At 35.8% G+C, this 12,473-nt stretch carries 12 protein-coding genes; 5 read left to right on the forward strand and 7 right to left on the reverse strand.

From position 1 onward, the window contains the following. Positions 1-1,124: 1,124 nt before the first annotated feature. Entirely contained in the window at positions 1,125-2,018 is an 894-nt protein-coding gene (locus V7149_RS11870; protein ID WP_335345836.1) for a YitT family protein, read from the reverse strand. 228 nt (positions 2,019-2,246) lie between these two features. On the opposite strand from V7149_RS11870, the gene V7149_RS11875 reads away from it, so the two are divergent. Both V7149_RS11875 and V7149_RS11880 read left to right on the forward strand, forming a co-directional pair. After that, positions 2,247-2,642: a response regulator transcription factor gene (locus tag V7149_RS11875; RefSeq protein WP_335345837.1), complete on the forward strand. Its 396-nt coding sequence runs from the start codon at positions 2,247-2,249 to the stop codon at positions 2,640-2,642. Further along, complete coding sequence (locus V7149_RS11880; RefSeq protein ID WP_335345838.1) at positions 2,635-3,567, forward strand: hypothetical protein; 933 nt, start codon at positions 2,635-2,637, stop codon at positions 3,565-3,567. The genes V7149_RS11875 and V7149_RS11880 overlap by 8 nt, the downstream gene beginning before the upstream one ends. 128 nt (positions 3,568-3,695) lie before the next feature. On the opposite strand, the gene V7149_RS11885 is transcribed toward V7149_RS11880, so the two are convergent. Further along, positions 3,696-4,334: a hypothetical protein gene (locus V7149_RS11885; RefSeq protein ID WP_335345839.1), complete on the reverse strand. Its 639-nt coding sequence runs from the start codon at positions 4,332-4,334 to the stop codon at positions 3,696-3,698. A gap of 180 nt (positions 4,335-4,514) precedes the next feature. On the opposite strand from V7149_RS11885, the gene V7149_RS11890 reads away from it, so the two are divergent. Both V7149_RS11890 and V7149_RS11895 read left to right on the forward strand, forming a co-directional pair. Continuing rightward, complete coding sequence (locus V7149_RS11890) at positions 4,515-5,216, forward strand: response regulator transcription factor (protein ID WP_335345840.1); 702 nt, start codon at positions 4,515-4,517, stop codon at positions 5,214-5,216. After that, the gene (locus V7149_RS11895) at positions 5,206-6,612 is read left to right on the forward strand and encodes a HAMP domain-containing sensor histidine kinase (RefSeq protein WP_335345841.1); all 1,407 of its coding nucleotides are present in this window, start codon (positions 5,206-5,208) and stop codon (positions 6,610-6,612) included. The genes V7149_RS11890 and V7149_RS11895 overlap by 11 nt, the downstream gene beginning before the upstream one ends. Positions 6,613-6,727: 115 nt before the next feature. Here V7149_RS11895 and V7149_RS11900 read toward each other — a convergent pair whose 3' ends face one another. The 3 genes from V7149_RS11900 to V7149_RS11910 all read right to left on the reverse strand — a co-directional run bounded on the left by V7149_RS11900 (position 6,728) and on the right by V7149_RS11910 (position 10,099). Then, the gene (locus tag V7149_RS11900) at positions 6,728-8,071 is read right to left on the reverse strand and encodes a hemolysin family protein (protein ID WP_335345842.1); all 1,344 of its coding nucleotides are present in this window, start codon (positions 8,069-8,071) and stop codon (positions 6,728-6,730) included. Between the two features lie 63 nt (positions 8,072-8,134). Further along, positions 8,135-8,536: a MerR family transcriptional regulator gene (locus V7149_RS11905; protein ID WP_335345847.1), complete on the reverse strand. Its 402-nt coding sequence runs from the start codon at positions 8,534-8,536 to the stop codon at positions 8,135-8,137. Between the two features lie 261 nt (positions 8,537-8,797). Continuing rightward, the gene (locus V7149_RS11910; protein WP_335345843.1) at positions 8,798-10,099 is read right to left on the reverse strand and encodes a hemolysin family protein; all 1,302 of its coding nucleotides are present in this window, start codon (positions 10,097-10,099) and stop codon (positions 8,798-8,800) included. 269 nt (positions 10,100-10,368) lie between these two features. Between V7149_RS11910 and V7149_RS11915 the strand changes: the two genes are divergently transcribed. After that, entirely contained in the window at positions 10,369-10,734 is a 366-nt protein-coding gene (locus tag V7149_RS11915) for a heavy-metal-associated domain-containing protein (RefSeq protein ID WP_335345848.1), read from the forward strand. A 322-nt stretch (positions 10,735-11,056) separates the two neighbouring features. On the opposite strand, the gene V7149_RS11920 is transcribed toward V7149_RS11915, so the two are convergent. Both V7149_RS11920 and V7149_RS11925 read right to left on the reverse strand, forming a co-directional pair. After that, positions 11,057-11,596: a GNAT family N-acetyltransferase gene (locus V7149_RS11920; protein WP_335345844.1), complete on the reverse strand. Its 540-nt coding sequence runs from the start codon at positions 11,594-11,596 to the stop codon at positions 11,057-11,059. Between the two features lie 139 nt (positions 11,597-11,735). After that, the coding region (locus V7149_RS11925; RefSeq protein WP_335345845.1) for an ATP-binding protein at positions 11,736-12,473 on the reverse strand (738 nt) is incomplete at its 5' end.

Consider the following 12,473-nt stretch of genomic DNA (forward strand, 5'->3'; position numbering starts at 1 on the left):
CAGTAATAGTATCTTGTGTGGAAATTGAAGTTTTTGACAGTTTTTCTAACTTCAAAATCAAGTTTTGAAATTATCTCTTTTTCTGTTACCGACTATCAGTTTTAAATTTTCGGTATCAATATTTACCTTGACTATCCATTCCTTCTCCTGTTTCTCTCGCTTAAATATGTCTCCCCTTTCATATTTACGTTTTTCCTTAAGCTACTTAACTCACTTTTTATCTTCCTTAGTATTACTGTATTCCTNNGACTAATAGACCAAGTCCATATAAATGCATTTGTTTTTTTACCATTTTGTTTAAAGAGTATTAAGTTGAGTTTTTGAATTATTTTCTTGCCTGCTTTGGAAAACTAGAGAGGCTTGGAAAAACATGTAAAGTAGTCGTATTTGAAACGGAGGTGTTGTTGATAAAGGAGCGGTATTTTGTTGAATATACTGAACAAAAGAGCAGGTTAGCTGAAAAACTGATGAATTGTATGGTTGCACAAAGCATTATTGACCTCTAAATTTTTTCTTAAAGTTTGGCATGCTTTGAACTAAGTATTAAAAAAGATGGATATTTTTTCGAGCTTCGGCCATAAATACGATGAGGTTATTGACCACAGTATGAATCTAAATTTTATTGATCTGATGAAATATAGCGTAATTGCCGGTAAACGGGATGTTCTATATTAGAGCATAAATGGGCATTTGAGTGGGGAGTCAACTAGAGAAAAAAGAATCTATTTTTTCCACGGTAACCCTAATGAAGCGTCTATCTTTTTATAAGGATTTGGAAAGTCCAAATATTTCGATTCATTTAGAACAAAGCAATAATGAATGGACAGTTAAGGATACGAAAGTAAAAAGGGTGCTGTTTAATAAAAAAGCTACGGACATTAAATCCGTTATTTTCATTAAATNNGGACACTGAGTACGCTATTTACGAAAAAGCACGAGGAAATCACTGCTTTTTTTATAATATAGCGGAACCTATGTCCGCAAACAGAAGAATCTAATCCATTTTGCCACATATAACGGAACGAGTGTCCGCCAAGGCCAAGCTCAGCTGCCCAAATTAATATACGATTTTGATCAGCTGATTAATATGTTTTCCACAAAAACTGAGCTACATAAACCCTTTTTTAATGTATAGCTTTTTTCTTAAACCGTCCGCCACGAACCTCTGTGATATTGGCGATGGCCAAAAAGGCATGTGGATCAATTTCTTCCACAATCGTTTTTAACTTAGCTTCTTCGAGACGTGTAATGACACAAAAAATAACTTTTTTATCATCTCCGGTGTATGCCCCTTCACCGTTCAAATAAGTGACGCCACGGCCGAGTCTTGCAAGAATAGCATCTCCGACTATCTTGTGGTTTTCTGAGATGATCCAAACAGATTTCGATTCATCTAATCCTTGAATAACGATATCAATCGTTTTATATGCAATAAAATAGGCGAGAACTGAATACATCGCTCGATTCCAGCCAAATACAAACCCTGCTGAAGTGAAAATAAAAAGATTAAAAAACATAACAATTTCTCCTACAGAGAAAGGAAGCTTTTTGTTCACAATAATGGCTAATATCTCGGTCCCATCGAGAGAGCCGCCATAGCGAATAACGATTCCGACTCCTGCTCCTAAAATAATCCCTCCAAATACAGTTGCGAGAAGAGGATCCTTAGTAAATACGGGAACATCGTGGAGAAGAGCGGTTGAAACAGAGAGAACTGTAATTCCCAGTAGAGTGGAAAATGCGAAGGTTTTACCAATCTGTTTATAACCTATATAGAAAAAGGGGAGATTCAGAATGAAGATAAATAATCCTAATTTTATACCGGTAACATGTGAAAGCATGATGGAGATACCAGTTATTCCTCCATCCAAAATTTTGTTCGGAACGAGAAACTCCTCAATCCCTACCCCCATTAATACAGAACCGAGACAAATAAAAAACAAAATTTTTGCTAATTTTGCTTTGGACAATCCCTTATGCAAGGGTGCCGCGACCACATTTTCTGATGAATCGATCATATAGTTTCCCCCAATTTTTACATGATTCCTTTTCAGTTGGATCATGAATATCCATTTTTAAAATTATAACATTTTTTTACTTTATTCAAGTACATGAGCATTGAAAAATGTCGGAAATGTTACACGAATTACAGGAATTAAGTAATGCATTTAGAAAATAAAGAAGGAATATTGTCATATATTGTAGAACTTTTATCCTATATCTTTAAAAACAGGAGTGAATTCAAAATGGAAAATCATTTAAAAGTGTTAATTTGCGATGATTCTGCATTAATTAGAAAGAAACTTAGAAATATATTAGAAGTTTGCCAATGCAAAAATATCGAGGAGGCTCAAAATGGGGTAGAAGCTATAACAAAGGCAAATACCTTTAAGCCTGATCTCATTTTTATGGATATTGTTATGCCTGGTAAAGACGGCATTGAAGCATTAGAAGAAATAAAAAGAGATCATCCTGCAATGAAAGTGATTATGGCATCTTCTGCAGGGACTCAATCTCATTTGAAAAAAGCACTCGACTTTGGCGCAGATGATTTTATTCAAAAGCCTATTACGCTAGAAGCGGTAACTTCCATTATTGAAAAAGCGTTAAAGGAAGAAAGGAAGGACAGTGCTCATGTTTAGTCAATACTTTGGACATTATTTATTAAATAAAGGACTGTTAACAACTGAACAGCTCAAACAGGCGCTTGATCAGCAAAAATCAACCCATGTAAAATTTGGTGTCATAGCAGTTGATAAAGGCTTTCTAACTTCAGCCCAAGTGGAAGAAATTCATGAAAAACAGAAAAAACAGGATAAAAGATTTGGTGAAATTGCAGTTGATCTGGGGCTTTTATCCAATGATCAGGTTGAGCAAATGCTAGCTGCACAGAAAAGCAATCATTTACTATTGGCACAATCAATTGTGGACAACAACTTTATGACGATTGACGAGTTCTCGAATTCTTTAAATGAATATAAAAAGTTATATAGCCTATCAGATGAACGTTTTGAAGCGATTAAAAACGGTGACATTGATGCAATGGTCGAAAGCCTATTACATTCATCTTCAAACGAAATAAAAGAATTTATTGACTATCTTTCATTATTTATAAAGAATATGATTCGGTTTATTGATGATCAAGTTTATATTGAGTTAAGTTCAGTAAGTGGAGAAGTCGAAACAGATTGGCTTGTCTTGCAGGAAATCCAAGGTGAGGCACCACTGTTAACCGCACTTGCTGCTAGTGAAGAAATGTTTTTGCAAATCGCATCCATCTATGCCGAAGAAGAATTGACAGAAGCTTGCGAACTGGCTCAAGCATCTGTCAGTGAGTTTCTGAATCTTCATAACGGAATTTACTTGGTGAATATGTCTAATAGAGGAATAGAATTAGGAATGGCCCCTCAATCTGTTCAGAGTGAAGCAGTTTTCCTATTCGATGAAGACACAAGCTTACATATAACTGTCCATACTTCTAAGGGTGAATTCAAATTAATCATTACGAAGCAGCCTCAGTCCTCTAAAGTTTCTGCTAAGATTCAAGAAACTCCTGCCATTATGTAAGAAAATATGCGCTGGAATAAGGATTTATTCTATCAGAATGAAGGAGAAGCCATCCGCGTTTAAGGGGGCTAGTCTAATTAATTATAGAAGGCTGCTTATCTCATAAGGCAGCCTTCTAAGCAATTTGTTTAATCCTTAATATCCTCTTTTATTTTCATCATCAATGCTTTCTTTTCTTCGCGGACTTTTTTTTGGTCGATTTTGAGGCTATCTTTTATATGCATAAAGGATAGTCCTTCCTGTTTCATCTTAATCACTTCAGATAAATCCTTATTGCTTACCTTTGCAATGGCCGCACCTATTACAATAAACCGTAATGAAATACCTTCGTCTACCCAAGCTTTAATTTCATCTTCTGTTTTTCCAGTATATTCAGCTACGTTTTCTATGACCTCGCCCTTATGATCCTGCAAGTATTTTTCCTTATGCTCATGGTATTGCTCCTTAAGCTTTTTCAAATCAAGCCCATAATGCTCTGCCGTTTTCTCCCATGACGAATCATTTTTCTTATAAACATTTAGGACATCATCAATTTTTTTATTCGAATAATTAGCGATATGAGCGGCTTTAAGAATTTCTTCTTTGGAATAACCTTGATCCAAAAGGCGTTTTAGATCCCCTTCATTTATAAAATGATGGTGATGGTCTCTCTTAAACTCATGATGCCCACCGTTTTCAGCATATGTAATAACAGTTGATTGGGCTAGTATGAATCCAAAAACAAGCATCCCGATCGCCCATTTTTTAAGTAAATTTCTTGTCACCATTTGCATTCTCCTTTTTGTTTTTTTTGGGTCCGTATATAGCATGTCCAAAATTATTAAACAAATGTGGAAAAAATTGGCCCGCCCATTAAATACTTAGGTATAAGTGATATTTATTGTAAAATAGGGGAGGGTTCGATTACATTAAAGAAAAGGTATTTACATGGGAAGGTGCATGTTTTTATGAAAATTCTCGTTGTTGAAGATAATGAAAGTGTTTGTTCCATGCTGGAGATGTTTTTTATGAAGGAAGGGTATGAAGGAGTCTTTGTTCATAATGGACAAGAAGGCTTTGATCGATTTAATAAGGGGAAATGGGATTTAATTATTGTCGATTGGATGCTTCCTATTATGGATGGAGTTACTCTTTGCTGCAAAATCCGCCAACTGAGTCAAGTACCAATTATCATGCTGACGGCAAAGGACAGCGACTCTGATCAAGTGTTAGGTCTTGAAATGGGAGCGGATGATTATGTGACGAAGCCTTTTAGTCCACTCGCACTGATGGCAAGAATAAAGGCTGTAACAAGACGCTATCAATCAGATGTCATAGAGAAAGAGGAAAGCAATGTCATTACAAGCCAATATTTTAAAATTAGTAAGGATTCACGCGAAGTATATTTTAATGGGCAGCCTCTCCTTAATCTAACGCCAAAGGAATTTGATTTGCTTTATTATTTTGTGAAAAACCCAAAGCAGGTTTTTTCACGTGAGCAGCTGTTAGATCGTGTATGGGGCTATCAGTTTTATGGGGATGAACGGACGGTTGACGTTCACATTAAACGGTTAAGGAAGAAAATCGGTACACCTGAGCAGCCATTTATTCAAACGGTATGGGGAATTGGCTATAAATTTGATGAAACGGTGGTCCCGAATGAGGATTAGATTTTTTTATCAGCTTTTAATTAGTCATATTAGCATCCTCATTTTGGCTTTCCTCATTTTGAGTTTGTCATTTTCACAGTTTGTTGAAAGGTATATTTTCCAGAATAAAGTGGAGGAGCTAGAGGCATATGGCGATCAAATCCTAACAGATTTAACTTTAAGGCTTGAGGGGAATGAACAATTTTTAGCCGAGTACAGCCAGCTTCTTAATACTAGGCATATTAAATATATTCTGTTTAATTATGAAGGAAAAGTTATCTATCCGAAGTTACAAAGCAGCCCATTAATACAGTTGACTGAAAAAGAGTGGACAGAAATATCAAAGGGAAATAAAGTATCTGTTAAGCATGATATTAAACGATTTGGTCAGGAGGTTTCACTTGTAGCTGTTCCCTTCATGCAAGGAGATCGGTTAGGCGGGGGAATTCTTCTACTATCGCCCATTACAGGGACGATGAATATGATTACCCAATTAAATAAATTCTTATTATATACGATCGTCATCTCTTTATCAGCTTCCATTCTAGTTAGCCTTATTTTTTCGAAAAGCTTGATAAAACGGATTAAGGAAATCCGCAATGCGACTTCCATGATATCGGCCGGAAATTATGATGTTCACGTTCCAGAATCGTCTATCGATGAGATTGGCCAGCTTGCAAGGGATTTTAATGAAATGGCTGGAAAGATAAAGAAATCTCACGAAGAAATTGACCGGCTGGAAAATAGGCGAAGGAAATTTATAGCAGATGTTTCTCATGAGATGCGGACCCCTTTAACGACGATTAGCGGACTTGCTGAAGGAATAAAGAATCAGTTAATTCCGGAAGAGGATATTGAAAGAGGCATGATATTAATTGACCGTGAAGCGAAAAGACTGATACGGCTTGTGAACGAAAATCTTGACTATGAAAAAATCCGCTCTAACCAACTGAAGCTCGATAGGGTGGAAATAAATTTATCTGAAGTGCTCGAAGTCGTAAAAGAGCAGCTTCATATGCAGGCCCTTGAAAAAAATAATCATATATCGGTCATATGTGATGAGAATATTAAGGTCATTGCCGATTATGACAGGCTCATCCAAATTCTCATTAATATTGTCAAAAATAGTAATCAGTTCACAGAAAGGGGCCAGATTATCCTAAAAGGAATATCGGAAGAGAAGGAAACGATAATTGAAATCGAGGATACCGGCATTGGAATTGATCCCGAAGAAATCGAGTCCATTTGGCATCGGTTTTATAAAGCAGATGTATCAAGAACGGGAGAGTCGTTTGGCGAATTCGGCATAGGTTTATCCATAGTAAAACAGCTCGTACAGCTTCATAATGGTCATATAGAAGTGAGCAGTGAAAAGGGAAAAGGAACTAAATTTACAATCCACCTGCCAAAAAGGTAAATAGTGAGAGCAGTAAACCCTTAGGGCCATAGTTTGTTTAGCTAAGGGTTTTTTAATATAAAAAAAGAAATCGGATCTTTCACCGATTTCTCCTTTCACATCTAACCTCTTACTTCTAGACTACTTGCGTTTCCGTCAATGGAAGGGGTTGAGGCTTTTCATTTTCATTTAGCTTCTGGACTTCAATATACTTAATATGATGATCTTCCATGTCGATAATCTTAAAGGCATAGGAATCTAATTCAATCACATCGCCTTGCTTAGCTTCGTAATTCTCTGTAAGAATCCACCCGCCGATTGTATCTACATCTTCATCATTTATATCAACATTAAGCAAATCGCTTACTTCGCTTACAAGCATTTTGGAATCAATAATATAGTGTTCATCATTGATTTTCCGAACCTCTGGCACTTCATCCATATCAAATTCATCGCGGATATCACCGACAATTTCCTCGATAATATCTTCTACTGTCACAAGTCCAGAAGTTCCGCCATACTCATCCATCAGGATAGCCATATGAATTCTTTCCTTCTGCATTTTAAGGAGAAGATCATGGATCGGAATCGTATCAATCACGCGAATAATGGGACGTGTGTAAGATTCAAGCTTATTGGAAGTGACCTGTCTGTTCTTAATGAGATCCGTCATTACTTCTTTAATATTAACTAATCCGATAATATGATCTTTATCCCCATCGATAATCGGATAACGTGTAAATTTCTCTTCATAAACCGTTTCTAAAAAGTTTTCAAGCGTGTCATCCTTCGAGAATGATACGATTTCTGTTCGTGGAACCATGATTTCTTTCGCAATACGGTCGTCAAAATCAAAGATTTTATTTACATACTTAAACTCAGATTGGTTGATTTCTCCACTTTCATAGCTTTCAGATAAAATAATGCGAAGTTCTTCTTCTGAATGGGCTAATTCGTGTTCGGAAACTGGCTTTAATCCAAATAATCGTGTTAATAATTGAGCAGATCCATTTAAAGCCCAGATTACCGGATACATTAATTTGTAGAATAAAATTAATGGACGTGCGGTTAACAATGAAACCTTTTCAGCTTTTTGAATCGCAAGGGTTTTTGGCGCCAATTCTCCAACAACAACATGTAAGAAGGTAATAATCCCGAAGGCAATTCCTACCGAAAGAATTTGTGATGCAGAACTTGGAATGCTTAGTTTATCAAAAATAGGGTGAAGCATATGTGCAATGGTTGGTTCACCAAGCCACCCAATACCAAGGGCAGTAATCGTTATTCCCAATTGGCATGCTGACAAATACTCATCCAAATTACTAATCACTTTCTTTGCATGTATAGCACTTTTATTTCCTTCTTCAATTAACTGATCGATTCTTGAACTTCTTATCTTAACGATGGCAAATTCCGATGTCACAAAAAATGCCGTCAAAGCAATTAAAATGGCTATAATAACCAAGTTTAATATGTCCAAATAAATTCCCTTAGCCCGATCTTTCGGGTAAGGAGTCACCTCCTGAAATATTAGAAAATAGGGTTAACTTGTCAAGCTTACAAGAGTCTTAATTAATGTTGTGCCTTCTGTATTAAGCTTTTTTGAAAGGTCACCCTTTTGATCTTCGTCCAGGCAATTGATTAATGGCAGCAGGACAGCAATTTCATTATGAAGCTGTTTAATTTGCTGTGTAATCGCATCAATTTGCCTCTCAACATCTCTTGTATGCATGACCGTTTTTGATTTTAATTCTAGTTTTCTCTTAATCTCATCTAGCGGAAAATGCATAGATTTACAATCTTCAATAAAATGAAGGTCGGACAGAACTTCTTCTGAATACATACGATAATTAGACTTAGTACGCTGAGCTTGAATAAGCCCGATGTTTGTATAATAATCTATAGTTCGTTTAGAAATATTTGCAATTTTTGCTAATTCACCAATACGATAAACTGCCCCATCGTATCACCCCATTGCCATTTAATTAAACTAGAGTTTCGAAAAAAAAGTGTAACTCCCTAAATTTATTATATGCTAGATAAAACCATACAGTCAAACGTAACAGTTTAATAATCATTTGTTACATTAATTTATTGGGCATTCTAAAGAAATATGTATTTGAATTTTCAGAGAATAAAAAAACGAACCGAAAGGAACAGACCGGAATTAGGAATGAAAATTGTTGTATTCCTAAAGGTCTATTCATCAGTCAGCGTCAGTCTTTTTAACTTCAATGTACAGAATATGATGGCCTTCTATTTCTTTAATGATAAATAGGTATCCATCATGTTCAATGGCTTCACCCTGTTCGAGATCGAATTTTTGTGTGAGTATCCAGCCGCCAAGAGTATCTACTTCGTCTTCATCAAGATCCGTTCCTAATAAGTCATTCGTTTCTGAAATGAGCAGCTTTGCATCTAATATATAATGATCCTTGTCCAGCTTTTGCACGAAAGGAAGCTCGTCTGCATCAAACTCATCACGAATTTCACCAACGATTTCTTCTAAAATATCCTCTGCCGTTACTAAGCCGGCTGTTCCTCCATATTCATCGAATAAAATGGCCATATGGGTTCGTTCCTTTTGCATTTTCAACAAGAGGTCATGAATGGGGATCGTTTCAATGACTCTAATAACAGGCTTTATATATTGCACAACTGTTTTTTCTTCTTGGCATTTTTTTCGAATGCAATCGGTTAATATTTCTTTCACGTTAATAAGTCCGCGAATGGTGTCTTTGTCTCCGCCTGTAATCGGATATCTTGTATATCTTTCATTCATGATGACATCAAGTACTTCAGATAGAGTAGCATTTTCATCTAAGCTGACAATCTCTGTTCGTGGAACCATAATTTCCTTTGCGATGCGATTGTCAAATTCAAAAATATTATTTACATATTTATATTCTGACTGGTTTATTTCCCCGCTCTTCAGGCTTTCAGAAAGAATGATCCGCAGTTCTTCTTCAGAGTGGGCAATATCATGCTCAGAAACAGGCTTTAAACCAAACAGGCTAGTTACAAATCTTGCCGAGTGATTTAGAGTCCAAATAAATGGGAATAAAATTTTGTAAAACCAGATTAAAGGCTGTGCAAATGCTAATGTAATGGCTTCAGCTTTTTGAATGGCAAATGTTTTAGGAGCCAGTTCACCTATTACTACATGCAAGAAGGTGACTAACGAAAAAGCGATAATAAACGAAAGAACCTTTGTGATAGAAGGCTGCAAATTTAAATGTTCAAAAATTGGTTCCAAAATTTTTTCAATAGTCGGTTCACCGAGCCACCCGAGTCCTAAAGCAGTTATAGTTATGCCTAGCTGGCAGGCTGATAAATATTCATCTAAATTGGAGGTTACTTTTTTTGCCGTGTGAGCTTTCGGATTTCCCTCTGCAATTAATTGGTCAATTCGGGATGATCGCACTTTAACCATGGCAAATTCAGAAGCAACAAAAAAAGCAGTTAAGGCAATTAATAAAAATAGAAGGAAAATATTTAGTACCATCATTCATATCCTCACAAAATATGTAAGGACCGTTCACCTCCTCTGAAATTTACTTTTCCCGAAATGATCTTTTTTTATTTGAAAAACTATACTGTCATCTTTTTAATGATTTTGATTGGTTCTTTCTATTGTATGAATACCTTATAATAGATCCAAATAAACATGGCTTGAATTTCTTTGACAAAAAATGAAATGATTGAATTAACTAGTAGGTAACAATCAAAAGAAGGTGGCTTTACGTGGTACAGGCAATGTAGAAAGAGCAGAAAAAAATTGTTTATCGTGTTCAAGGCTTTTCTTGAATTAGCTGCGCCCAAAAGTTCGAAAAGAACATAAAGCACCTGGATGGTGTAATGGATGCGAATGTTAATTTTGGAGCTTCTAAGCTTACGGTCTACGGTGAAGCCACATTACAAGAACTAGAAAATGAGCTTCGAGCCATATATGAAAAAGTGGCAATGGTGGGGGATGGAGTAAACGATGCCCCCGCTCTTGTAGCTGCAAATGTTGGCATTGTAATGTGGGGAGCGGGTACGGATACAGCACTTGAAACTGCTGATATGGGTGCGACTTTAATTGTAACTTTAAATGGTTTAAGATTCTTGAGAGTGAAGGAAAGTCAAAAATTATTATTGTAGAGAAAAACCCAAAAAAAGTAACGCTTAGATACAAAAATCGCTTGAGCGTTACTTTTTTGCACTTTTTCAATTAAATGCGGACATTGAATCCGATATTTTCATTAAAATAGCCTTAATTAATGGCTAAGCGGACTCAGGGTACGTTATTTACGTAAAAACACGTAGAAAGTACTGCTTTTTACAAAATACCGGAACCAGTGTCCGCAAACATAAGGAATTCTCCCATTTTGTCACGAATAACGGAACTGATGTCCGCAAAGCTCAAATTATAATAGCCAGTATGCAATTACAATTTTTCTCCACAAAAACTAATCTACTTCTTTTATTTCCAATCACGTGATAGCATTCCATAGATGACTAGATCATGATAATGATTGTATAAAAATTCTGCGTCACGAATAATTCCTTCTTGTATAAATCCTAATCTTTCAGGGATCGCACGGCTCTTCTTATTTCCTACCCCGCAGCGGATTTCCAGCCGATTTAAACTTAAATCTAGAAACGCGTAATTGACTAGAGCCTGAACCGATCTAGTCATAATCCCTTTCCCTTCAAACCCTTTTGCAAGGTAATAGCCCATACTCGTTTGTTTATTATTCCAATCAATTTGATGGAAACCGACTGAACCGGCAAGCTGGCCTTTATAACGAATGCCAGCATTAAATCCATTATTATCAGCAAAGGCTTTTAGCCACATTGGAATAATCTCATGATATTGGATTGGTGAAGTCATATTATCAACCCAAGGAAGCCACTCTCTTAAATGCTGTCTATTCGTATCGACTAAATGATACAGTTCTTCTGAATGGTGTAATTGAAAAAGCTGCAGTTCGATATCCTGATCAACCTTTAACACAAACATCGTACACTCTCCTTAAATAAAAAAAATTAGAGATAATTACCAATTTTAATCTTAAAAATGAATGAAGTACATAAGAATTTTTCTTAAGGATTGATATCACGTATTTGATTATTGAAAAAAGGGCTGACTTCAATAGAAGTCAGCCTAGGTTTATATTGGAAACTGGAAGGATTATGCTAAAAACCGTTAAGTCTCCTTTTGTTTCACATTCTAATTTCCCTTTATGCTTTTCAATAATTTCTTTGCAGACAAATAATCCTAGCCCAGTGCCAAGAGATTTAGTTGTTACGAATGGTTCAAAGATGGACTTTACAAGATGCTGCGGGATCTTTGGCCCATTATTGGCAATTTCTAGCCTTATAAAGGAATCATCTTGAATATGGCTTGTTATTTTAATTAATGGTCCTGACGTAGATGTATGTAAAACATCAATGGCATTAAAAATAATATTGATCAATACTTGACGGATCTCATCCGCATAACCTAAAAGGGAAATGGAGTCTGGCATACATTTATTAATTTTCACTTTTCCGTCCAAAATGCTGGGATACAAGAAAACTAATACTTCGTCAATTATTTCATTAAGTGAAAAATTTACTTTCTCTTTTCCAATCAATTCCTTCTTTGATAGTAAGAGAAACTGAGAAATACGAAAATTCAACTGTTCTAATTCAATCGAAATAATATCTAAATATTTCAAATTTGGATTTTCAGCTTTTAATAATTGAATGAAGCCTTGAACAGAGGTAAGTGGATTTCGAAACTCGTGGATGAAGCTAGAAGTCATTTGTCCTAGCAGTGTAAGTCGATCTTTATGACTCGTATCAATAAATTGAGTTTTTTCTTCGATAATCTGATTTTTTGCATCACTATAATA

The sequence above is a fragment of the Bacillus sp. JJ1503 genome (assembly GCF_036965125.1).
In the GTDB taxonomy this organism is placed as follows: domain Bacteria; phylum Bacillota; class Bacilli; order Bacillales; family Cytobacillaceae; genus Cytobacillus.

Coding starts and splice junctions, on each gene's coding strand:
- V7149_RS11870 (WP_335345836.1), bottom strand. CDS start 2,018: ATGATCGATTCATCAGAAAATGTGGTCGCGGCACCCTTGCATAAGGGA.
- V7149_RS11875 (WP_335345837.1), top strand. CDS start 2,247: ATGGAAAATCATTTAAAAGTGTTAATTTGCGATGATTCTGCATTAATT.
- V7149_RS11880 (WP_335345838.1), top strand. CDS start 2,635: ATGTTTAGTCAATACTTTGGACATTATTTATTAAATAAAGGACTGTTA.
- V7149_RS11885 (WP_335345839.1), bottom strand. CDS start 4,334: ATGGTGACAAGAAATTTACTTAAAAAATGGGCGATCGGGATGCTTGTT.
- V7149_RS11890 (WP_335345840.1), top strand. CDS start 4,515: ATGAAAATTCTCGTTGTTGAAGATAATGAAAGTGTTTGTTCCATGCTG.
- V7149_RS11895 (WP_335345841.1), top strand. CDS start 5,206: ATGAGGATTAGATTTTTTTATCAGCTTTTAATTAGTCATATTAGCATC.
- V7149_RS11910 (WP_335345843.1), bottom strand. CDS start 10,099: ATGATGGTACTAAATATTTTCCTTCTATTTTTATTAATTGCCTTAACT.
- V7149_RS11920 (WP_335345844.1), bottom strand. CDS start 11,596: ATGTTTGTGTTAAAGGTTGATCAGGATATCGAACTGCAGCTTTTTCAA.